Source organism: Anabaena sp. UHCC 0253 (assembly GCF_009712085.1).
GTDB lineage: Bacteria > Cyanobacteriota > Cyanobacteriia > Cyanobacteriales > Nostocaceae > Dolichospermum.
On record NZ_VILD01000002.1, the window covers coordinates 681,135 to 701,963 of the forward strand.

At 36.2% G+C, this 20,829-nt stretch carries 28 protein-coding genes; 17 read left to right on the forward strand and 11 right to left on the reverse strand.

Annotation, left to right across the window (positions count from 1 at the left end; translation table 11 throughout):
- Window positions 1–15: 15 nt before the first annotated feature.
- Window positions 16–540 carry a TSUP family transporter gene (locus FJR38_RS28280; RefSeq protein WP_254449380.1) on the reverse strand — a complete coding sequence of 175 codons (525 nt, stop codon included), beginning with the start codon at window positions 538–540 and terminating at the stop codon, window positions 16–18.
- A 35-nt stretch (window positions 541–575) separates the two neighbouring features.
- Between FJR38_RS28280 and FJR38_RS07260 the strand changes: the two genes are divergently transcribed.
- From FJR38_RS07260 to FJR38_RS07270, 3 genes are all read left to right on the forward strand, one after another.
- Entirely contained in the window at window positions 576–3,782 is a 3,207-nt protein-coding gene (locus FJR38_RS07260) for a glycoside hydrolase family 15 protein (protein ID WP_168536189.1), read from the forward strand.
- 442 nt (window positions 3,783–4,224) lie between these two features.
- On the forward strand, window positions 4,225–5,154 hold the full coding sequence (locus FJR38_RS07265; RefSeq protein ID WP_254449381.1) for a tetratricopeptide repeat protein: 930 nt from the start codon (window positions 4,225–4,227) through the stop codon (window positions 5,152–5,154).
- Window positions 5,155–5,360: 206 nt separating this feature from the next.
- Complete coding sequence (locus FJR38_RS07270; RefSeq protein WP_168536193.1) at window positions 5,361–5,939, forward strand: Uma2 family endonuclease; 579 nt, start codon at window positions 5,361–5,363, stop codon at window positions 5,937–5,939.
- On the opposite strand, the gene FJR38_RS07275 is transcribed toward FJR38_RS07270, so the two are convergent.
- The 4 genes from FJR38_RS07275 to FJR38_RS07285 all read right to left on the reverse strand — a co-directional run bounded on the left by FJR38_RS07275 (window position 5,936) and on the right by FJR38_RS07285 (window position 7,812).
- Window positions 5,936–6,664 (reverse strand): Uma2 family endonuclease, encoded by a 729-nt coding sequence (locus tag FJR38_RS07275; RefSeq protein ID WP_168536195.1) that lies wholly within the window; start codon window positions 6,662–6,664, stop codon window positions 5,936–5,938. The genes FJR38_RS07270 and FJR38_RS07275 overlap by 4 nt on opposite strands.
- Before the next feature lie 157 nt (window positions 6,665–6,821).
- Entirely contained in the window at window positions 6,822–7,316 is a 495-nt protein-coding gene (locus FJR38_RS07280; RefSeq protein ID WP_371418152.1) for a DUF4351 domain-containing protein, read from the reverse strand.
- A 1-nt stretch (window position 7,317) separates the two neighbouring features.
- On the reverse strand, window positions 7,318–7,404 hold the full coding sequence (locus FJR38_RS29255) for a DUF2887 domain-containing protein (protein ID WP_371418161.1): 87 nt from the start codon (window positions 7,402–7,404) through the stop codon (window positions 7,318–7,320).
- Window positions 7,405–7,497: 93 nt separating this feature from the next.
- On the reverse strand, window positions 7,498–7,812 hold the full coding sequence (locus FJR38_RS07285) for a YkvA family protein (protein WP_168493005.1): 315 nt from the start codon (window positions 7,810–7,812) through the stop codon (window positions 7,498–7,500).
- Window positions 7,813–8,000: 188 nt separating this feature from the next.
- Between FJR38_RS07285 and FJR38_RS07290 the strand changes: the two genes are divergently transcribed.
- Window positions 8,001–8,798 (forward strand): MotA/TolQ/ExbB proton channel family protein, encoded by a 798-nt coding sequence (locus FJR38_RS07290; protein WP_371418153.1) that lies wholly within the window; start codon window positions 8,001–8,003, stop codon window positions 8,796–8,798.
- Here FJR38_RS07290 and FJR38_RS07295 read toward each other — a convergent pair.
- Complete coding sequence (locus tag FJR38_RS07295) at window positions 8,795–9,553, reverse strand: Crp/Fnr family transcriptional regulator (RefSeq protein WP_168493212.1); 759 nt, start codon at window positions 9,551–9,553, stop codon at window positions 8,795–8,797. The two genes, FJR38_RS07290 and FJR38_RS07295, sit on opposite strands and share 4 nt — an antisense overlap.
- Before the next feature lie 273 nt (window positions 9,554–9,826).
- On the opposite strand from FJR38_RS07295, the gene FJR38_RS07300 reads away from it, so the two are divergent.
- Window positions 9,827–10,648: a DALR anticodon-binding domain-containing protein gene (locus FJR38_RS07300; protein WP_168536197.1), complete on the forward strand. Its 822-nt coding sequence runs from the start codon at window positions 9,827–9,829 to the stop codon at window positions 10,646–10,648.
- Between the two features lie 342 nt (window positions 10,649–10,990).
- On the opposite strand, the gene FJR38_RS07305 is transcribed toward FJR38_RS07300, so the two are convergent.
- Complete coding sequence (locus FJR38_RS07305; protein WP_168536199.1) at window positions 10,991–11,914, reverse strand: ion channel; 924 nt, start codon at window positions 11,912–11,914, stop codon at window positions 10,991–10,993.
- Window positions 11,915–11,976: 62 nt separating this feature from the next.
- Between FJR38_RS07305 and FJR38_RS07310 the strand changes: the two genes are divergently transcribed.
- On the forward strand, window positions 11,977–13,155 hold the full coding sequence (locus tag FJR38_RS07310) for an MFS transporter (RefSeq protein WP_168536201.1): 1,179 nt from the start codon (window positions 11,977–11,979) through the stop codon (window positions 13,153–13,155).
- Between the two features lie 93 nt (window positions 13,156–13,248).
- Complete coding sequence (locus FJR38_RS27700) at window positions 13,249–13,434, forward strand: hypothetical protein (protein WP_254449382.1); 186 nt, start codon at window positions 13,249–13,251, stop codon at window positions 13,432–13,434.
- A gap of 174 nt (window positions 13,435–13,608) precedes the next feature.
- Here the strand turns inward: FJR38_RS27700 and FJR38_RS07315 are convergent, their stop codons facing one another.
- Window positions 13,609–14,121 (reverse strand): L,D-transpeptidase, encoded by a 513-nt coding sequence (locus FJR38_RS07315; protein WP_168493019.1) that lies wholly within the window; start codon window positions 14,119–14,121, stop codon window positions 13,609–13,611.
- A gap of 173 nt (window positions 14,122–14,294) precedes the next feature.
- Entirely contained in the window at window positions 14,295–14,927 is a 633-nt protein-coding gene (locus FJR38_RS07320) for a bifunctional 4-hydroxy-2-oxoglutarate aldolase/2-dehydro-3-deoxy-phosphogluconate aldolase (RefSeq protein ID WP_168536203.1), read from the reverse strand.
- Window positions 14,928–15,126: 199 nt separating this feature from the next.
- Between FJR38_RS07320 and FJR38_RS07325 the strand changes: the two genes are divergently transcribed.
- A complete protein-coding gene (locus FJR38_RS07325; RefSeq protein WP_174763905.1) occupies window positions 15,127–15,438 on the forward strand; it encodes a DUF29 domain-containing protein in 312 nt (103 codons plus the stop codon).
- A gap of 128 nt (window positions 15,439–15,566) precedes the next feature.
- Here FJR38_RS07325 and FJR38_RS07330 read toward each other — a convergent pair whose 3' ends face one another.
- Entirely contained in the window at window positions 15,567–15,842 is a 276-nt protein-coding gene (locus FJR38_RS07330) for a type II toxin-antitoxin system RelE/ParE family toxin (RefSeq protein WP_168536205.1), read from the reverse strand.
- Window positions 15,835–16,086, reverse strand: coding sequence for a type II toxin-antitoxin system Phd/YefM family antitoxin (locus FJR38_RS07335; RefSeq protein ID WP_168493025.1), 252 nt, complete (start codon window positions 16,084–16,086; stop codon window positions 15,835–15,837). The genes FJR38_RS07330 and FJR38_RS07335 overlap by 8 nt, the downstream gene beginning before the upstream one ends.
- A 112-nt stretch (window positions 16,087–16,198) precedes the next feature.
- On the opposite strand from FJR38_RS07335, the gene FJR38_RS07340 reads away from it, so the two are divergent.
- From FJR38_RS07340 to FJR38_RS07380, 9 genes are all read left to right on the forward strand, one after another.
- Window positions 16,199–16,429 (forward strand): hypothetical protein, encoded by a 231-nt coding sequence (locus FJR38_RS07340; RefSeq protein ID WP_015083417.1) that lies wholly within the window; start codon window positions 16,199–16,201, stop codon window positions 16,427–16,429.
- Entirely contained in the window at window positions 16,416–16,775 is a 360-nt protein-coding gene (locus FJR38_RS07345) for a type II toxin-antitoxin system PemK/MazF family toxin (RefSeq protein ID WP_168536207.1), read from the forward strand. The genes FJR38_RS07340 and FJR38_RS07345 overlap by 14 nt, the downstream gene beginning before the upstream one ends.
- A 188-nt stretch (window positions 16,776–16,963) precedes the next feature.
- Entirely contained in the window at window positions 16,964–17,296 is a 333-nt protein-coding gene (locus FJR38_RS07350) for a DUF433 domain-containing protein (protein ID WP_168536209.1), read from the forward strand.
- Entirely contained in the window at window positions 17,293–17,652 is a 360-nt protein-coding gene (locus tag FJR38_RS07355) for a DUF5615 family PIN-like protein (RefSeq protein ID WP_168493031.1), read from the forward strand. Before FJR38_RS07350 ends, FJR38_RS07355 begins: the two co-directional genes overlap by 4 nt.
- A gap of 115 nt (window positions 17,653–17,767) precedes the next feature.
- Window positions 17,768–18,097 carry a hypothetical protein gene (locus FJR38_RS07360; RefSeq protein ID WP_168493033.1) on the forward strand — a complete coding sequence of 110 codons (330 nt, stop codon included), beginning with the start codon at window positions 17,768–17,770 and terminating at the stop codon, window positions 18,095–18,097.
- 6 nt (window positions 18,098–18,103) lie between these two features.
- A complete protein-coding gene (locus FJR38_RS07365) occupies window positions 18,104–18,469 on the forward strand; it encodes a hypothetical protein (RefSeq protein WP_217359996.1) in 366 nt (121 codons plus the stop codon).
- A 148-nt stretch (window positions 18,470–18,617) separates the two neighbouring features.
- Complete coding sequence (locus FJR38_RS07370; RefSeq protein ID WP_168536448.1) at window positions 18,618–18,848, forward strand: DUF433 domain-containing protein; 231 nt, start codon at window positions 18,618–18,620, stop codon at window positions 18,846–18,848.
- 7 nt (window positions 18,849–18,855) lie between these two features.
- Window positions 18,856–19,218, forward strand: coding sequence for a DUF5615 family PIN-like protein (locus FJR38_RS07375; protein ID WP_168536211.1), 363 nt, complete (start codon window positions 18,856–18,858; stop codon window positions 19,216–19,218).
- Between the two features lie 228 nt (window positions 19,219–19,446).
- On the forward strand, window positions 19,447–20,256 hold the full coding sequence (locus FJR38_RS07380) for a DUF3800 domain-containing protein (protein WP_168493038.1): 810 nt from the start codon (window positions 19,447–19,449) through the stop codon (window positions 20,254–20,256).
- Window positions 20,257–20,829 lie beyond the last annotated feature (573 nt).

Genomic DNA, 20,829 nt, shown 5'->3' on the forward strand with positions numbered 1-20,829 from the left:
CCTGCTAATTTGATATCAAACTGCAAATAGCAAAATCACTGTAGGGATAATTAATTCACCACCTGCGACACCAAGCATACTACTAAATATGCCAATCACAATACCCGCCACAAATCCCAGGCTGATTCTCAACAAACTCGGCAATTGCAAACTACCAAAACTGAAGATAAAATTATGCCCAATCAGTACAATACTAAGAAAAACTAGAAAAACAACAACGACACGATTTAAAAGTCGTTCATTGACTCGCGTAGCGTAATGAACTCCAATGTAAGAACCAATTAGAGATCCTGCCAAAATGTTGATGATTACTGCAAAGTTAGCAACAACATTTTCAATACCAATAATACCACTACGAAAAACAAAAGAGCAGGTAACAGTAACTAAACTAACAATGAGATTGATGATAATTGCTGGAAGAGTGCGATAATTAAAAATACTAATTAGTACAGGTAGTCGAAACTCTGCACCACCTAAACCTATTAGTCCACCAAGAACTGCCACTAAAGCACCCCAAACAAACGCCCAAATATTTCGCATCTCAATCTCCAAACTCACATTGCAACAGCGACATAATGAACACATCCACCACATTACCAACTCGCCTGGATTTTTACTATCAGCAAATCAAGACAATAATTCTATCACGTCAAAATCCCCTCACTGGTTTGTTACCAGCAAGTACCGCTATTACTGCTCATGGAGATTATACAGATGCGTGGGTGCGAGATAATGTTTATAGTATCTTGGCTGTTTGGGGTTTAGCTTTAGCTTACCGGAAATTAGATCATGATGATGGGCGGACTTATGAACTTGAACATAGTGTTGTCAAGTTAATGCGTGGTTTGCTGTTTGCAATGATGCGACAATCTCATAAAGTAGAAACATTTAAACATACACAATCTTTATTAGACGGACTTCATGCCAAATACAATACAGCTACAGGTGATATTGTTGTCGGTGATGATGAATGGGGACATTTGCAACTTGACGCTACATCTATATTTTTATTGATGTTGGCACAAATGACCGCCGGCGGATTATCAATTATTTTTACATTGGATGAAGTTAACTTTGTCCAAAACCTTGTTTATTATATTGGACGGGCTTACCGAACACCAGATTTTGGCATTTGGGAACGGGGTAATAAAATTAATCATGGTAGTGCAGAATTAAACGCTAGTTCTTTGGGAATGGCTAAAGCAGCATTAGAATCCATGAATGGTTTGAATTTATTTGGTGTACATGGTAGTCAAGCATCAGTCATTCATGTTTTACCAGATGAAATTGCCAGAGCGAGAATTACTTTAGAATCTTTATTACCTAGAGAATCAGGTTCTAAAGAAGTTGATGCGGCGTTATTAAGTATTATTAGTTATCCCGCTTTTGCTGTCAAAAATGAGCAATTAAGAGAACGTACTTTTAACGAAATTATTCAGAAATTGGCCGGAAGATATGGTTGTAAACGGTTTTTACGAGATGGACATCAAACCGTTTTAGAAGATACAGAACGCTTACATTATGAACCTAGTGAACTAAAACAATTTGAGCATATTGAATGTGAATGGCCATTATTTTTCACTTATTTAGTTCTTGACGGATTATTTCGTGGTGAAAAAGCACAAGTTGAGAAATATCAAGAACTTTTACAATCATTATTAGTAGAACAAGGTGGTTTACAGCTATTACCAGAAGTTTATTATGTTCCCGCAGAAAATATAGAAGCGGAAAAATTAGATCCCCAATCTCAATTACGCCTACCTAACGAAAACGTTCCTTTAGTATGGGCGCAAAGTTTATATTATCTTGGTCAAATGTTAAGTGAAAACTTAATTTCCCTGGGAGATATTGATCCTTTAGGTAGACATTTAAACGTAGGAAAAAGGCGAAGTGCGTTAGTGCAAATTGCTTTAATAGCAGAAGATGAAGAACTACAAACCCAGTTAGAAGTATATGGAATTGAAACCCAAACACCGACCCAAGTAGCACCAATTCAAGTGAGAAAATCTGAGGAACTTTCCCGAATTTATACACAAATTGGCAGAAATGATCAACTTGGTTTAACAGGCCGTCCATTACGAAGACTCAGAAGTTTAACTATATCGAAATTTTTTCGGATTCGAGATCAAACAGTTGTCTTTTTACCATCATTTCTAGATTCACAGCAATTTTATTTAACCCTTGATTATCACTTTTTAGTAGATCAAATTAGAGGTGAATTAGCTTATATCCAAAAATATTGGAGTGATTTAGGTCGTCCGACTTTAACTTTAATGATTACTCGGACAATGCTAGAAACTGGTTCGGAAGCATTATTAGAATTAATGCAAGAACTTAAAGATGGTATTTGTAACGGAGTCAAGGTAAAATTAGGAAAACTAAATCAATTAATGCTGACAGCAGCAATGCAAAGAATTGATTTTTTATCAGATACAATATTGTCTCAGTCTCCAGTCATAAATCGGGGAATTCGTTGTTATTACCTGACTTCTCATTTAGAAAAAAGTTGGTCTTTGGGACATACCCAAGAATTCCAAATGGAATGCGAAACTAACTTAGATTTATTATTAGAACATTTACGTTCATCAGAAAATATTTATGAACAAATTGAATTACTGCAAACATTAACTCGGTTACAGAGTTTAGAATTTGATACAGGATATGCTGGTCCAAGTCATCCTGTCACCGTAGCTGATTTACTCGATGAAGTCTATACCAAAGCTGGAGATTTAGGAATTTGGGCGGTAGTGCGACGGGCTGCGGGTTTACGCCAAATGCTTGATATTGGCTTATCAGACGCGGTAACGAGTATTTTGGTTCAAGGAAAGCAAATTGCAGTTGGAAGGGCTTACAGTCAAGCTTCCTTGATGGTTGTTCCTATGTCTGGTGGTGAGATTGCTGAGAAAATTAATAACTTTTGTCGTGAGGATATCCGCGATCGCGTTTTAACCCAAGAAATATTAATTTATCTCGGTGTTTTAATCAAATCAGAACCAGAATTATTTCGCGGATTTCTGACATTAAGAGTCGGTTATCTGATTCTTTTAATTACTAGCGAAATAGCCAGAGAATTCATCCTTACTCAAGATGAAGCTTATGAACAATTAATGCAATTATCACCTTTTGAAGTAAAAATGCGGTTGCGTCAAGTGTTAACTGGATATAGTGGTGTGAGTAGTTTATTACGTCAACAGGAATCATTGCACGTCAAACAAAAAGAAAGTGATATTGCATGGGTTTTGTTACCTGTAATTAGAGAAGAAACGGAAGTTCCTCCTGATGGTTGGCGGAGATTTCGTCAAGCAGAGGGCGCACTGAACCGTGTACCCAAAGACTTTTTTAAAGAAGTTTGGCTATTAATGCAGCATTGCAAAGGTTTAGTAATTGGTGATAAATTAGAACGGCGAAATCGCTTAGAAAGTGAAATCATGCTTTCAGAAATGACAGCAGGAGAAAGAAATTTTGCTTTATTAGTTGAACATTTACTGAATAAAATTGAAGCCCCAGAATATCGCCAGGTCAATGTAGAAGCCTTGATGGAATTGGCTACAATCGTGGCTAATAACCCGAACTTGCAAATTGAAGAATATATAGTTTTAGATGTGTTAATCGGTCACGCGGTGCGGTTAGCGTGGTTAGAAAATCATCCCCATCGTAATGATTATTATGATGAAGATAAAGCTCGTGCCTGGCCATCATTTTATAATAGCTCTCCTCAAGATTGTGCTAATTATATTTTGAAAGCGTTTAGGTTCTTGACGGAGTTTGTTCAGGATGTTTAGTTTGAGTATAAAGTGACGGAATATTGAAGGTTTAAATAATAAATTACTTGTCAGAATCAGGATGTCCAGGATTTAAGGATTTACAGGATGATCATTCAAATATTGTAAAACTGAGGAGGTTTTCGGTTTTATCTGTGGACAAATTTGAGGGTGTGTTCAGGTTCGTAGGGGAGTCTCGAAGATATAGGTTAAGGGTATAATTTGTGATCTAGATTAGTGCTTTTCGCTGCTTGATAGGGAATACTAGAATAAATATTCTTTGTCAGATAAAGGCAAATTTTGACAAATGGACTGGACAACTATACTCAAAGCACAACAGACTGATTTTATTCAAAGACTGAAATCTGGTGACTTACTGCATTGTGAGAAGGAAGGCCAGCATAGTGAGTTGACGGTTATCTCTGGAGAGAGGTTAAAGCAATTACGGGATTTTCGCTGGGATATGGCTGAAAAATATAGACATACTTCTTCAACTCCTATTCGTGATGTTGTTATCAATAATTTTAAGGGAAAGCTGGGTGAGGAAGTTGTTAAAAGTCGTTTAGGTGACTTTGTCACTGAAGTTGATTATGAAAAACGAAAAGGAGGAGATGGTAAGGTTGATTTTACCTTAACTTCTGATTCATCAATTGGTATTCAGGTTAAAACCCGTTATGGAAATTTTGATAAGGTTCAATGGTCAATTGATAGAGAAGAAATTGAAAAAAATGCTGTTTTAGTTTGTATTTTATGTCAAGAAGAATTTAGTGAAACGGAAAAAGAATATAGTCTTATTGTAGCTGGGTTTTTACCAACCAATATAATTAAATCAAGTGGTGATAAAACTTTAGTCAGAATAGATGAATTACTTTATCCCGGTGGTTTGCGTGGTTATTTAGAGAGTTTAGTATCTTACGATGCTGACAAATATATCAGTTTGGGTGATGAATGCTTTAATAAAAATGACTATGAGAGGGCGATTGATAATTATACTCAAGCTATAAAAGTTAATCCCAATGATGTCCGTGCTTACTGCAAGCGTGGGGCTGCTCTCTATGAATTGGGAGATAAGCATAAGCAGAGTGCAATTGATGATTTCACTCAAGCTATAGAAATTAATCCCAATGATGCCTATGGCTACTACTATCAGGGCGTTGCTCATTCCAAATCAGGAAATAATCAGGATGCAATTAATTATTTTACTAAAGCTATAAAAATCAATCCCAATTATGCCAAGTCCTACTACAATCGGGGGGTTATTCATAAAACATTAGGAAATCATAAGGATGCAATTAATGATTATCAAAAAGCAGCAGATATATATAAAAAAGAAGGGAATGAAACTGAATATCAAGATGCTATGGAGCAAATTCAAAATATTACAAATGCCTGATATAAATATTACCAAATTCACTCATCTTCATACCAGCAGATATTAAAGACAAAGGTTAAACCATTCATTGAGTAATCATTATGCGTTCACAGTTTCTTGATTTCCATTATGGGAAAAAAATCATGTAAATCCTTAAATCCTGGACATCCTGATTCAGACAAATAAAACATCATATAATAGAGGATAAATATTTACCTTAATTAACTATGCAAACCACAGAATCACACTTACAATTGCGGCTGTGGACTGTTGATGAATACCACAGAATGGCTGAAGCAGGAATATTTGAGCCGAGTGAACGGGTAGAATTATTAGAGGGGAAAATAATTTGGATGGTTGCTAAAGGAACAGCCCACCGTTCAGCAGTGGGTAGAACATATAAGTTGTTGGAAAACAGAGTTGGTCATAAAGCTTGCATAGCTATTCAAGACCCTGTAAAATTAAATGAAAGGTCTGAACCAGAACCAGATATTGCTGTGGTGAAAATAGATCCCCTAGACTATGCAGATCATCATCCTACCCCAGCAGAAATTTATTTAATTATCGAAGTTGCAGATAGTAGTTTAAAACTAGATACAGAAATCAAAGCTAAAGCTTATTCTCAAGCAGGAATTAAGGATTATTGGGTGTTAGATGTAGTGAAACGCGAATTAATTGTATTTAGAAATCCCACAACCGAAGGTTATCAAAATCAAGAAATCCTCATAGAATATCAAAAAATATCTCCTTTAGATTTTCCTGATTTAGAAATTGTAGTAGCTGAAATGCTACCACTTGTCTATTAAATATCCGGTTCAATACCAAGCGCCTTTAACTGTTCTATCAACCTTTCTTTGAGTTTTCTTTCCTGTTCCGTCGGAGTCAAAACCCAATTACCAGAAACATCATACCAACGTAACCAAGGCTGCTGAATGTTATTATAAATTCCTTCCCAAACACCCAAACCTAATTCTATTTCTGGTATCCAAAAACGAGAATCTGATAATGATAAATCTATTTCTGCATAACGACCACCATCTAATTTAAACATTCTAAATGTATAACTATAACGGTCAAAAATAGCATAATAAGGAATCCTTAAAATCTGTTCATAAACTTCCCACTTTGTTGGCGGTTTTTCCACATCTCGCAAAGTCTGTCCTAAATCTTCCCTCTCTGTTCCTGGTGATAGCAGTTCGACGATAATAAAAGGAGTAATTCCTTCTTGCCAAATTACATAACTTAAACGTAAATCACCATTTTTATAAAGAGGAGAAACACCCACAGATACAAACCAATCTGGTCTTTTGTACCAATTTGGATGATTTGGATCATAATATAAATTCATATCACTAGCAGTAAATATTTTGTCGCTAGGATAGGTAGGAGAATTAAAAGTTTCGTCTAATAAACGAGGTTGTAATAAATGAAATTGATCAGGCAAACCTTTCTCCTCTGGATCTTCACTTTTGAGATCATACATTGTCGGTAACACTTCTTGAGGAGAACGAGGTGGATCAGTTTGATACATAGCAACATTCCTGTTAAAAAATATCCTTCTCTATTCTATTAGAGACTTCCAAAAAAAATCCTGAAAATCCTCAAATACTGGATATCCTGATTTAGACAATCATACAATTATGATTGAATGAGAAGTAAAAACTTCACTTCTACTTCTCAGTAGTAGTCTATAAATTTTGCAACCAAACAACTAAATCATCTAAACTTGTAAAATCTAACAACACCTCAGTTAAACCTTCCAATTGTTCCAGAGATAACTTCTCAATCTGCATTTTTAGCTGACTAGGAACTTCCCCGAATTTTTTAGATAATAACCGCAGGATAAGAGTTACTTCTCCCTCCTGTTTACCTCTTTGTATACCCTGTTGCATACCTTGTTGCATACCTATTTCCGTCGCTTCTTCTCTTAATTCTTGATACAAGCGAGTTTGCTCAAAAGTTATACCTAACATTGCTTCTATCTCCACACGACTTAAACGAGTAAACCGATAAGACATAATCGTGGTAATTATTTCCATTATTGCACGACTATCTGCTGGTGCTTGTAACTCCTGCTGACAACGGTTGACTAAATATCGCGCTGCTGCTGGTGCTTTGTCTTGGTTTAGAGTTGTCAATACCAACAAACTGACATCAAGGGGTAATTGCTCAATTTCTCCCAACTCAATTTACTGGAGGATTTGCCAATAACTCAAACAGTAGCGTCGGATATTTTTGAAATAAATAATAAAAAATAGAGTCACGCCGCATATAAAAGTAGAAATCACCTTTTCATATACATTATCAGAAATAGCGATCGCCAATCTAACCAAAGGCGATCGCATTCCTTTTTATGCTCACAAACTACTTAACCGAAACCGAATCAATATCCACAGTCTCTCCAGAGGAGGGCGCAGGATTAGCCGTATTGCTGGTACTATTTTCTACAGTTCCTTTTTTTGCCTTCCAACCATCAATAACTAATCCAGAAACTTCAGTAACGAATAAAGTTAAAAGTAAAACATCATCAATTTGCCCAATAATAGGAATAAAATCTGGAGAAATATCCAAAGGGCTAATTAAATAAGCTACTGTACCGATAATTACCCACCAACGGTATTTAGGATTGCGTAGTGTGTTCCGATACCATGTATATAGGGATTGGATTGAGAAGTTCATATTCTTAACCTCCAGTTATTTTTTTATTTTGGCAAATAATCATCTAAACTCCCGGTGGGAATAACCGTCATATTGTGTATAGAAGATGTTACTCCTGAGTAATTAATGAGAAAAGTTTGAGAGGAATGCAAAACTCTCTAAAATGAAAATGCTTTGACTACTAGAAATGGAGGGAGGAAACCTACATAGTGGATATTTTAGATTTGTTTAAGAAGGGCGGGCCAGCCATGTGGCCTTTGCTAGTTTTATCAGTCCTATCATTAAGCGTGATTTTTGAACGTCTGTGGTTCTGGCTACGAATTATCACCCAAGAAAAAGAAATAGTGAATCGTGTTCTTGATGCTGCGGGTGAGAATTGGGAAATAGCCCAGACAATTGCCCAACAAGCAACTGATCAGCCCATTGGCAGATTCTTATACGCACCTTTACGCTTACAAAAAAATGATCCAGAAACCTTTAGATTAGCTCTAGAATCAACCGCAGCAGATGAGATAGCGTCAATGCGACGGGGAGAAAAACTTTTAGAAGCTGTCATTGCCCTTTCGCCACTGTTAGGATTATTGGGTACAGTTCTAGGATTGATTCAGTCTTTGCGTTCAATTCGTATTGGTGATTTAGGTACTGAATCTACAGCCGGTGTCACCACTGGGATTGGGGAATCTCTGATTAGTACAGCAGCAGGATTAATAGTAGCGATCGCCAGTTTGGTATTTTATCGCCTATTCCAAAGTTTTGTTGTTAACCAAGTTAAAGTTTTCAACAAAGCCGGCAATGAACTGGAATTGCTATATCGTCAATATCCTCCCGATCCTCACAAAATTCCGACAGAAATAGTTGCTAAATCTACTTCTGATAGTTTTCGTTCACCCCCTGGGTTAGATAAAAAATCATTTACCAAAAATTGCCATTGGTGTCTTAGAGAGTGGCAAACTCTCAGTCAACATCTATCAATCTGCTGCTCATTAAAGAGTTGGACTACGTTTTAGCTGGCTCTATTAATGGATTCTGCGGGTAAGCAGATCAAATTATCGCCTTGGGTAAGGATTAAGCCGCGTTGACGTAATTTACCCATTAAACGAGTGACAGTAACACGGGTTGAACCAATGGCGCTGCCAATTTGGGCATGGGTAAGAGGGAAGGGTAGGCAATAACCACGAATGACATCTGGATCAGTTTCGCTCATTGATGGCTCTCCATATTCCTCAATTAGGAGGGTGAGGAATCCTAAGAGTCTGTCAATTGTGCGGCGTTGTCCCAAAGCACTTAACCAGAGCAACTTGCGCTGATGTTGGTATCTAAAGGCATCCATAACTTCGCGGCGGAAGTGAGGCCAATTGTCTAAATCATGCCAGTACATCCACAGGACGGCTGTTTGATCAACGTGGGCATAGGATTGGAGTGTGAATGGAGACTGAGCGACAATTTCAAAGGGTTGTCCTGCTCCGACAAAACCTAAGAAAGCCTCTTCTGGGGTTCTGTTAATTCGTCTAGATGTTAATTGACTTGCGGTAGCACTTACTTGGGCAGTTCCTACCATGCGGATAGCACCTCTTTGGACTAAATAGAGCAAACCAGGTCTGGCGGGAATGCGCTCATCTTTACTGAAGGTGCGGCAGCGGTAGTGTTCTTGGGCCCAGTCGAGAATGCGTTGCCAAGTCAGGAAAGGACGTGAAGCTTCGGAAAAGGAGGATTGAGATTGCATAGGTAACAAAGAGTGTTTGGCTGAAAACAAAGACGTTATAAGAAAAGTGCAAGGAGTGTCTTTGTGTTAACGGGGTAGGCTTAACGCCTAACAGCGCCAGCCCTCCAATGAGATAGAAAGCTTAATTGCTCTCTATTTTTTTCTTATACTTCCTACTGTACAATGAAGGTAGTAAAGTTTACCCATCATTTATAGATTATTCATCAAATTTTATCCTACTCTCATTTTTCTTTACCTATAACAAACTTCTATCTCAAGGTAGATGGAACAGGATAAAATGATGCACTCCATAATTTTTTTACAAAAAAATACGTGTATTTTAAACTACTTTTTGCCGAAAATATAGCAGTTAAACAGTTAATAAATAGATATTTAACATCTTCATTCAGTGTTTGTACTAATCATAGGGAAATTACACGCATAGAAGGTAAAAAAGTTCCTCTCTATCAAGGTGGATATAATCAAAAAATTTTATATATCTCTGGTGTGGCAATGGGGAGATCAAAATCTCAGAATTCATTGGCAGTTGCCGGAGCGATCGCTCTGCATTTATCCCAGAACAGTGATAATTTATTTAGGGTTAATGTAGTTCCTCCTGGTTGGATTCATATAGAACTCGTTGACTCTACCTTAGCGGCTTGGTTACAAAATCTGATAGTTGTCAAAAAAAGTGGCAACTTGCTAAATAATGTTTTTCTTCAGCAATCACCAAGTTCATTAAATTCATTAAGAATTTTTACAATACAATATGCTCATTCACGCTGTTGCTCTCTATTACGATTGGGATACCAGGAAGGACTAATTGCATGGGGAGAAACTATACCTTGGCTAAATAGTGATCAAAAACTACGTCTCAATCACCCTGATGAAAGTTTTCTCATTCACCAATTAGTCAAGGTGGTAGACGATTTAGTTTGTGCTGATGGTAATAATTCAATTAATTGGGAAACAGTAGGTTGGAACTTGAGTCAAGCTTTTGAGAAGTTCTGGTGTAGTTGTCGAATTTGGGGTGAAGTGAAAATTCATGATCCAGAATTAGCCCAAGCTAGATTAGGCTTGCTGATAGTGACTCAGTTAGTTTTAAAGTCTGTGTTAGAAGACGAATTAGGGATTGTTGCACCTGAAGAACTCTAATTGATCAGTTTTCAGACAAAATTATTTTTACAGATATATATAGTCCTGCTAGGGCTATTTCATTCTAAATAGGGCTTACGCAAAATACCTTTCAAACCCTTTTTTCTTCATGTTCTATCTCTTCGAGACGCTCCGCGTGCCTTCGTGGTTCGTTTTTCCGTTGCTTGTGCGTAAGTCCTAGTTACATTTTGTGAAAGCGATCGCTCACCAAAACCCCAACCCTTAATCCTCTGTTGTTTATTCTCAATAAAATGAGGTTCTTGTCAATAGGTGGGTAATTTTAAAATCTTGTATTCCTTATACAACAAGGATTTCAAGAATCTTAAGAAAGATGTGGCTAAATTAAACCACCTCATTCAAAGGTAAAACATCGTGAAAATGAGTATAGTCAAAGTAACGATGTCCATCGGGTGTATGGTGCATAATATCCACAAACTGATAGTTCCACAAAATCTCATTAGCACTATAACTATGACGAGCATGGACAATCTGTGCCACCGTGTCATCAATACCACTAACAGAAATAATTAGTAAAGCTTGAGTTAATTTGAGTGATTCCGATGTCATTCCATACAGAGGACTAGACTCATCAATAATGTGCATCACTGTCCAAGATAAAGAAAAGCTAGGTGTCTGATTTCTGATCAATTTAAGATCATATATTTTCCGCATCAATTCACCCTCTACGGTGATATCATCTCGCATCAAATACACCCCCATCTGTGCCTCTAGAATCATATTGCGGCGCTGGTTAGCCGTGCGAAACATCAAAGTTGGCATCCCTTGATGTTGTGTAACAACTGCCACACGACTAAATATTACACGGGCTGTTGAACGAGAAAACCGCGCAAATGCTAATCCCGTCATTAAAGCAACTCCCATTACACCAATCATCGCTTCAATCGTCACGATTACATTTGCATAAATTGTTTTGGGATACATTGCCCCGTATCCTATAGATGCTAAGGTTTGTACACTAAAGAAAAAAGCATCTAAAAAAGAACCTGCTTTAGCATTAGCAATACAATCACCACCTAGCCAATAAGCAAAAGCAAATAAAGTATTAATAGCCACATATAAACTACAAATTAGCAGAAAAAAGCCAGTCCAAGGAATAGTTAGCAATAAATGGTAAGGATCACCCCAATAGGAATACCATGCACCCATACCCATAATCTCAAATTGTCCATTACGGATCTGAATATGAACTCGTAGAGGCAAATGTTTTCCTTGCTTCTTGAAAAATCTCTGTAATTTAAATTTCATGAGCAGTAGGTAAAAGTCTAGTAAATGGTAGGATGACTAAAGATAAATATGTTTAATTAACAATGAATCGAATTTTTTGGATTACTGCTTTAATTGCCTTTATTAACTCCCTTAGTTTTACAATTTTAATTCCTATTATCTATCTTTATGGTAAACAATTTGGTTTAAACGATTTCCAAACTAGTTTATTATTTTCTACCTATTCTCTTGCTCAGTTTTTTGCCACTCCAGTGATTGGCAAACTTTCTGATAGATTTGGGCGGAAACCATTATTAATAATCAGTTTGGCCGGAACAGTTATTGCTAACACTATAGCGGGAACAGCCACAACAGCAACTTTACTATTTTTAGCCAGATTTTTAGATGGTATCACAGGTGGAAATGCTTCTGTTGCTCAAGCTGTTATTTCTGATGTTACCAGTCAAAAAAATCGCGCTCAGGCATTTGGGATTTATGGTGCAGCAATGGGATTAGGCTTTATCCTTGGACCAGCAATCAGTTTAGTAGCCCAGCAAGTATCCTTGGGAGCGGCATTTTTAGTTTCCGGTGTAGTTGCTTTAATAGCAATGTTCATGACCATATTCTTCTTACCAGAAACTTTAGAAAAAAAATCTCCAAAAGCTACCAATATCTTTGATTTAGGGTTAGAAAATTTAATCAAAGGTTTTGCCATGCCGGGAATTGGCATATTACTATTAATTAACTTTTGTACAGGGACAACATTTACTATGTTTACCTATGCTTTTCAACCCTATTTTATTAAAGTTTTAGATCAAAATAGTAAATCTTTAACACTTTTATTTCTAGTATTTGGCACATTAGGAGTAATTATGCAAACATGGGGAGTATCTGTTCTCAGTCGTAAATTTAATGTCGTCAAAATATTATTTTTAGGTTTATTTGTTCGCAGTTTATCATTTGTGCTGATGCCTGTTTGGCCTAGTATCACTTATTTTGTCACAGTTAGTATATTATTCGCTTTATTTAATGCTCTAGTCCAACCGATGATTAGTACCTTAATTTCTCTCAATGCTCAACCACAAGATCAGGGAACTGTCTTAGGGTTAAACGCATCTTATTTAAGTATTTCTAATGGTATTGGACCTGTAATTGCCGGCATGATAGTTCAACAGTCCAAACCTGTCACTTATGGCTATCCTTTATATCTGGCAGGTATTTTGACGTTTTTAGTTTTAATGTTGGCAATAACTACTCGTCAACAATATACACCAAAAAGATAAGTAGGATTTGCTGAAGTTAGAAGAAACAAGAATAAGCATAAAATTACTATTTTGATCAAAAGTTTTAACTAAACGTAAACTTTTCAGGAGGATGTGTCTACTAACGATATTGAATCTCATATTGATTATCTGGAGCAACGTCTTCAACAACTCAATCAAGAAATTGAGACATTGACCCAAAAAAATCAACAATGGATTGATAAAGTCAATTTACTCAAAACTACTCCTGGTATTGGTCAAGTTATTTCTACCACTTTAGTTTCTGACTTAAGTAGGTAGGTGGGAAAACTTATAACTATGTCATTGCGAGTGGAACGGAGTGGAACGCAGCAATCCCAAGAGTTTTGGGTAATTTACAGTTCGTTACATAGTTGGGTTGATTAGCATCTACCTACTTACCAGAATTAGGTCAATTAACTGCCAAGCAAATCTCTCACCTAATCAAGACAGTCGCTACTTATTTATTACTACTGGTGTGCCGATATCAGCCCACTCAAATATCCACTTAGCATGATTAGGTGCGAGATTTACACAGCCATGACTTACAGGTGTACCAAATCTTTTATGCCAATATGCGCCATGAATAGCATATCCACCTTGATAATACATAGTATGGGGGACATTGGGAACGTCATAGCCTCTACCCCGCATTCGAGTTTTTTTGAGTTTGGTTTGGATTTTAAAAGTACCAATGCGAGTAGGTGTGGATTTTTTCCCAGAAGAAATGGTAATTGCATAAACTGGTTTACCACCTTCCCATGCAGTTAGATTTTGCTTGGAGAGATTGATTTGAATCCAACGATTATTAGATTGTTTGAGTGTTTGAATAGCTGTGGCAATTTTTTGTGGTTGAGAATTGGCTGGAACTTGACTAGATACAGGATTAATCATACTCGCAGAGATGACTGCACCCGCGAGAAATATTTTGAGGGGATTTCCCCAGTGAGTATAAATTAAGTTTTGCATGGTAAACACACTCCTCTTCTGTCTGTTGGTATAGCAGCTGAATTTCCTGGTAATAGCGGTCTTCTGTCGAGTGAAGTATCAAAACCCCAACTCCCTCCTAGTAAGTGGGGAGGGAACTATTATATACCTCGATTTGCATCTGCTTTTTTAATTTTAAATTTTATCCGGCGATACTATTGTAACCTCCGTATGAGAGTTTTTGCTTGCTGTGTTATGCTAGTCCAATTTTCCTGTAACACTGATTCTGGCGGGAATAATTCACCACTCAAGCCCACGGCCACTGCACCAACTTGTAAAAAATCTTTAGCATTTTTTAATGTCACTCCGCCTGTAGGTATTAGGGGAATATGTCCAAGAGGCGCTTGTAAACTTTTGATATAATTAGTTCCTCCTAGTGATTGGACAGGAAAAACTTTTACACAACTAGCCCCATAATGCCAAGCTGTAATAATTTCTGTAGGTGTCAACGCACCAGGAATAATGGGGATATTTTTGGCTACTGCGGCTTGAATCATGGCTGGATCTGTATGGGGACTGAAGAGAAATTGCGCCCCACAGGCGATCGCATCTTGCAATTGTTGGACATTAAATAAGGTCCCTGTACCAATGAGACAATCAGGTAATTCGGCGCGGAGTTGGGAGATTAATTCAGGTGCGCGATCGCCATTCCAGGTAATTTCAATTAGTCTCATCCCCCCAGATGCTACCGCTAACGCCATTTGCTCACCTAATACCATTTTGGGAGCGCGAATAACAGCGATCGCTCGGTGTTTTTTTAACTGTGATAACCAAACTTGATTAAACATTTTTACTGTGATTTAGGAATAGCAGCATCCCCACGCCTCACTCCAGGGGAAACGCATCTAAATTATCTTGACAAAATACCATGTTATGTCCAATTAAATCAAATTTTAATGATTGTAGTTAATCTTGAAAAAGAGGAGATATTACAATGGATAAACTAGAACAATATCAAATAACAATTAAACAAGTTCTCAAATAGGATTGCTATATATTTGGTATGCTTTGAAAAGTAATTTGCGCGTGTTAATTATGCACGTGCTAAAATACAAATTCCAACCTCAAAATAGATCCAATAGCTGGTTATATACAATCTATGAACATCGTCAAAGAATACAGGAAACGTTTTTAGATAGTCCTAGTTTAAAAAGCTATTATCTGGAAGTTTTGGATAATTGTTATCAACACGCTCGCAAAGAAGCATCTATTGAAACAGGACTTCCTTTGTCTATTTTTCCTCAAGAGAGTCCTTTTTCATCTGATGAAATCTTAGATGCTGATTTCTTTCCTATTTAATTAGGTTTTGCTTTTCTGTTTTACGCGATCGCAAACCACTCAGCAGCGATTACTAGGACGCGCTATCTCTTCGAGTCCCGACAGGGATACGCTATCGCACCCCTTCAACTTCCCGAACAGCGATCAAGTTACAAATTTTTATAAACTTCATCATCATTGCGTTTACCAACTCGAAAAACATCAACTAATTTATGATCATCATCAATGGTGTACAAAATTCTATATTCACCCTGAGCAATACGATAACCACCTTGATAACCTTTTAAAGCTGCATAGTCTTGAGGACGAGGATTACCCTGAAGTGATAGTATTTTAGAAACAACTTGTTTATATTGTTTTGGTTGCAAATCTAATAAGTCTTTTTCCGCAGTTTTCGCAATCCTCAATGTATATCGTTCACTCATTGGGATGTTTTGCTATTATTTCTTCTATGGTGGTAAATCCTGTGTTTTCTTCTATTGCACGTCGCAATTTAGCAGAATCTATTGCATCTTCTATTGCTTCTAGTAGTTTTAAATCTTCAATACTAATCATCGCTACAGCAGGTTTACCATGACGTTGAATTAATATTCTTTCTCCACGATATTCTGCACGGTTCATAATATCAGGAAAATTAGCACGCGCTTCACTTGCACTGATGACGGACATAGCGCCTCTCAACATTTATAGGGTTACATAAGATTATAAATTATTTGTATGTTTTTTGCAAATTGTACAAAATTATGGTATGATTATTCAGTAAGGTAAATAAGTAATACCTATGATGAAAGTCACAATTACTTTAGAAGAAGACATTCTCAGATTTATTGACCAACAGGCAAAAGGTAATCGTAGTGCCTATATTAACGCACTATTAGCAGAACAAAGACGCAAAATTTTAGAAGCAGAAATAATAGCTGCTCTCCAAGAAGATGCAAAAGATTTAGAATATCAAAATGAGATTTCTGCTTGGGATAATGTAGCTGGAGATGGTATTAATGCCAGAGGGTAATTTAACTTATAAACGAGGTGAAATTCGCTGGGTAAATCTTGATCCAACTGTGGGAGCAGAAGCACAAAAAATCCGTGCTTGTTTAATAGTTCAAAATGATATTATGAATCAATATGGATTATTAACTATTGTGATGCCGTTTCGACCAGGAAGTAAGCAAGCTCCCTATATTGTCAATGTCAAAGCAACAGCAACTAATGGATTAGATAAAGATCGTTTTATTGATATTGCTCAGATTCGTTCTGTAGATTATCGTCGAGTTTTGGGGTTGGTGGGGATTTTAGAAGCTGAATATTGGGAAGAAATTCGGACTGCTTTGGATGTGGTTTTGGGTTTTGGGGTTTAAGTTGAGAGATAGCTAACGCGAACGCGATCGCACCCCCTCCACTTCCCAAAAGCGAACTGACAAGTCAGCGCTTGCGCTATCGCACTTCCTCACTCTCCTAACAGAGATAGCACCCCCTCAACTTCCCAAACAGTATATAATGACTTATTATAAATTAATATGGCAACAAAATTTGTAGGGTTAGAGTAATGCAATTAGAAGGTTATTTTGACTTTATCTCAGAAAGAGATATTCGACTGAAAGGACACCGTATTGGTATTGATAATGTACTTGATTATTATTTAGAAGGATATACACCCGAAGAAATCGGTGCTAATTTTCCTGATTTGAGTTTGGAGCAAATTTACGCGACTATTACTTATTATTTACATAATCGTCCTCAAGTTGATTCTTATCTTTCTAATTTGGCAAAATATAGAGAACAACGTTATCAAGAATCAATTACTCATCCTTCACCTTTGTTACAAAGATTGAGAAAATTGAAAAGTGCAAAATTTCAACAGCAGGTAAGTGTATTGTGAAGGTGCGTTTTTTACTTGATGAAAATTTGCCACCCCGTCTGAAATTAGCTATTTTAAGGTTAAATTCCGAAATAGATATTTTGCGTGTGGGTGAAGATAATGCACCACCAACAGGTACTTTAGATCCTGACATTTTGCGTTATTTACAATTATCTCAAAGGGTTTTAGTAACAGATAATCGTGCTAGTATGCCAGGACATTTGGAAGCACATTGGGGAGAAGGTGGCCATATTTGGGGTTTATTTTGGTTGCGTCCCCGAACACCAATAGCAAAAATAGCACAGGAGCTTGTGTTTGTCTGGGAAGCTACAGAAGCGGAAGAATGGATTGATAAGTTGGAATGGATTCCATTTTAAGGTATTAGTCGAGATAGTATTTATACCAGAGAAGATGAAATGTTATGAAATATCTGGTAGATACTAATATTTTATTAAGTTTTTGATATACCGAAATAATCAAATCTAGGATTTTATGATTAACAATCACCAATCCATTACATCTAAATCATCAGCAAAACCCCGCAATGATTTATTACTAGAAATTGAACATACTCCAGAAGAATATATACCCGAATTACTACAAATTGTCCGGTTATTTCGTCAAAGTGTCACGCTGAAACAGACATCTTTGAAAAATTGGGAAAATGCCATTAATGAAATTAATGAAAGTGACGCAATTAAAAAAGAACACAGAAAAACTAATATTAAAAGATTGTTCGAGTCATGGAATGAATCAGATGATCAACAAGAACAACAAGAAACTTTGGAAATTATTGAATCCATGAATGGTATTTTAATTTAAAATAAAATGAGTAAGGTTATTGTTTTAGATTCTGCACCTGTGGGATTAATTACTAATCCTAAAGCGAATCCTCTAGCTGTGCAATGTCAAGAATGGTTTTATAGTCTTTTTGAAAGAGGTTATGAAGTCATTTTACCAGAAATTATAGATTATGAAATTAGACGGGAATTATTAAGAGCCAATAAGTTATCAGGAATTAGAAAACTTAATCAACTTAAATCAGAAATTATTTATCTTCCTATTACCACAGAAGTAATGTTAAAAGCAGCAGAATTATGGGCTGAAGTGAGAAATCAAGGTAAATCTACTGATCCAATTATTCTGGATAATTTAGGCATTGATGATAGTTTAGAAGAAATGATTAATTGTTAGGAATACAAACTGATAAAATATTTATTAGATAATAATGTTTGTATTCAATATTTGAATCAAAGATCAGAAAAGATTATTCAGCGTCTTTAGATATAGAGATTTTCATAAATTTATGATACAATCAAAAATATTACAAATAAGTAATTCTATGTTAAATCTAGAAAGGATTACATTTGATCCGCAAATAATGGCAGGACAAGCTTGTATTCGGGGGATGCGAATACCTGTTTCTTTAGTGGTAAATTTAGTAGCTAATGGAACACCACTAGAGGAGATTTTAGAAGAATATCCTGATTTAGAAGCTGATGATATTCGTCAATCTTTGCTTTATGCAGCGTGGTTGACTCAAGAACGGGTTTATTCTTTTAAAACTGCGTAATATTAAAATGAAGTTTTTAGCTGATATGGGAATGTCACTACGAACTGTATCTTGGTTGCGTAGTGGTGGTTATGATGTGGTGCATTTGCGAGAACAGGGGTTGCAAAAACTACCAGATTATGAAATTTTAATCAAGGCTTGTGCCGAAGAGCGAATTATATTAACTATAGATTTAGACTTTGCTCAACTTTTAGCTGTCAGTGGAGATAGCTTACCCAGTGTAATTTTATTTCGATTAGGTAATGAAAATTATCATGTAATTAATCAATGTTTAACAGAAATTTTGAGCCAATGTCAGGAAGATTTGGTAGCGGGAGCAATTATTTCTGTAAATAATGAAACTTTTCGTGTTAAAAGATTACCCATATAGAAGAGCGATCGCACCCCCTTACTCCCCAAACAGCGAACTGACAAGTCAGCGCTTGCGCTATCGCACTCCCTCCAACTTCCCAATATCCTTTTTTAACGAACCACGAAGACACGAAGAACACGAAGGAAGAAGAGAGAGCGAATTTTGCATTTTCCAGTCAAGTATCCCTTTTTGCCATTAAATATGTAATACTATTAGGAAATTTATTAAATGTAACAAAACTAGAAAATGAACCAACAAGATAATATTGAATTTGCTATATATATTGATGAATCTGGTAGTGCAAAACCAAATCCTAAAGATGAATGTCCTGTTTTTGCTATGGGTGGAGTTTTAATTAAAAGAAGTGATGAACAAATTATTAATCAATTGGTAATAGATTTTAAAAGTCGTTGGAATATTAGTCAAGAACAACCTTTACATGGTAACGAAATACGCTCTAAGAAAAAAGGATTTGCTTGGTTAGGTAAATTATCTAAAGTTCAACAGGAGCAATTTTTTGAAGATTTGACACAAACTATAATTAATTGTCCTATAGTTGTTCATGCTTGTGTTATTTCTCGTCAAGGATATCTCAATCGTTACTTAGAAAAGTATGGTGAAAATACTTGGGAAATGATGAAAAGTGCCTTTTCTATTTTAATAGAACGTAGTGCTAAATATGCAGCTATTAATAATGGTAGTTTAATGGTTTATTTTGAAGCAGCAGGTAAAAATGAAGATAATCTACTAAAACAATATTTTTACGATTTAAGAGCTAAAGGTCAACCTTTTAATGTTACAACATCTGATAAATATTCACCTTTATCTGCTGATGATTTATCAAAATTATTAAGAGGAATAGACAGCAAAACAAAAGCTAGTTCTGTTATGCAAATTGCTGATTTATGTTTGTATCCAGTTGTGCGTAGTAAAGATAGTCCTGATAATCAAGCGTTTTTAGCTCTTAAAAATGCTAACTTGCTTGTGGATTGTAGGTTACGACAGGATCAAGTTACTACTTTAGGAATTAAGTATTATTGCTTTGATAGCCCCTAAAAACAACAAAACCGCTACGTGAGCGGTTTATGATGCGGCAGTCATACGACTACCCCCAGGCTATGCCTACCTTTATATTATCTTCTGATTTGTTAATTGTCAATGTCTGATTGAGGTTTTTATTGTTTTGGTAAAGCGATCGCACCCCCTCAACTCCCCAAATAGCGAACTGACAAGTCAGCGCTTGCGCTATCGCATCTCTCCAACTCCCCCAAAGTATCGTTATTTGGGTAAGTTACACCTGCTGATTCTGATCTGATATACTGATAATATGTAAAAATAATCAAATCTAATATTTTATGATTAATAATCACCAACTCATCACAGAAACATCCTCAACTACACCCTGGAATGATTTATTATTAGAAATTGCTCAAANCTCCCGAAGAATATATACCGGAGATATTGGAAATTGTCCGTTTATTTCGTCAAAACTTGATCAATAAACCAACAACTTTGATAACGACAGAAAAACACAAATTAGAGTGGCAAGAATTTATTAATAAAACAGCAGGAAGTTGTGCAGATGATCCAATTATTCTGGATAATTTAGGTATTGATGATACTTTAGAT

What these genes read in the sequence shown, in the direction of transcription:
- FJR38_RS07330 (WP_168536205.1), bottom strand. Translation starts at nt 15,842, where the DNA reads ATGAGTGAACGATATACATTGAGGATTGCGAAAACTGCGGAAAAAGAC.
- FJR38_RS07345 (WP_168536207.1), top strand. Translation starts at nt 16,416, where the DNA reads ATGCCAGAGGGTAATTTAACTTATAAACGAGGTGAAATTCGCTGGGTA.
- FJR38_RS07285 (WP_168493005.1), bottom strand. Translation starts at nt 7,812, where the DNA reads ATGAACTTCTCAATCCAATCCCTATATACATGGTATCGGAACACACTA.
- FJR38_RS07310 (WP_168536201.1), top strand. Translation starts at nt 11,977, where the DNA reads ATGAATCGAATTTTTTGGATTACTGCTTTAATTGCCTTTATTAACTCC.
- FJR38_RS07270 (WP_168536193.1), top strand. Translation starts at nt 5,361, where the DNA reads ATGCAAACCACAGAATCACACTTACAATTGCGGCTGTGGACTGTTGAT.
- FJR38_RS07365 (WP_217359996.1), top strand. Translation starts at nt 18,104, where the DNA reads ATGAGTAAGGTTATTGTTTTAGATTCTGCACCTGTGGGATTAATTACT.
- FJR38_RS07360 (WP_168493033.1), top strand. Translation starts at nt 17,768, where the DNA reads ATGATTAACAATCACCAATCCATTACATCTAAATCATCAGCAAAACCC.
- FJR38_RS07305 (WP_168536199.1), bottom strand. Translation starts at nt 11,914, where the DNA reads ATGAAATTTAAATTACAGAGATTTTTCAAGAAGCAAGGAAAACATTTG.
- FJR38_RS07265 (WP_254449381.1), top strand. Translation starts at nt 4,225, where the DNA reads ATGGCTGAAAAATATAGACATACTTCTTCAACTCCTATTCGTGATGTT.
- FJR38_RS07275 (WP_168536195.1), bottom strand. Translation starts at nt 6,664, where the DNA reads ATGTATCAAACTGATCCACCTCGTTCTCCTCAAGAAGTGTTACCGACA.
- FJR38_RS07335 (WP_168493025.1), bottom strand. Translation starts at nt 16,086, where the DNA reads ATGTCCGTCATCAGTGCAAGTGAAGCGCGTGCTAATTTTCCTGATATT.
- FJR38_RS07375 (WP_168536211.1), top strand. Translation starts at nt 18,856, where the DNA reads ATGAAGTTTTTAGCTGATATGGGAATGTCACTACGAACTGTATCTTGG.
- FJR38_RS07350 (WP_168536209.1), top strand. Translation starts at nt 16,964, where the DNA reads ATGCAATTAGAAGGTTATTTTGACTTTATCTCAGAAAGAGATATTCGA.
- FJR38_RS07370 (WP_168536448.1), top strand. Translation starts at nt 18,618, where the DNA reads ATGTTAAATCTAGAAAGGATTACATTTGATCCGCAAATAATGGCAGGA.
- FJR38_RS28280 (WP_254449380.1), bottom strand. Translation starts at nt 540, where the DNA reads ATGCGAAATATTTGGGCGTTTGTTTGGGGTGCTTTAGTGGCAGTTCTT.
- FJR38_RS07340 (WP_015083417.1), top strand. Translation starts at nt 16,199, where the DNA reads ATGATGAAAGTCACAATTACTTTAGAAGAAGACATTCTCAGATTTATT.
- FJR38_RS07320 (WP_168536203.1), bottom strand. Translation starts at nt 14,927, where the DNA reads ATGTTTAATCAAGTTTGGTTATCACAGTTAAAAAAACACCGAGCGATC.
- FJR38_RS07260 (WP_168536189.1), top strand. Translation starts at nt 576, where the DNA reads ATGAACACATCCACCACATTACCAACTCGCCTGGATTTTTACTATCAG.
- FJR38_RS29255 (WP_371418161.1), bottom strand. Translation starts at nt 7,404, where the DNA reads ATGCGGCGTGACTCTATTTTTTATTATTTATTTCAAAAATATCCGACG.
- FJR38_RS07315 (WP_168493019.1), bottom strand. Translation starts at nt 14,121, where the DNA reads ATGCAAAACTTAATTTATACTCACTGGGGAAATCCCCTCAAAATATTT.
- FJR38_RS07380 (WP_168493038.1), top strand. Translation starts at nt 19,447, where the DNA reads ATGAACCAACAAGATAATATTGAATTTGCTATATATATTGATGAATCT.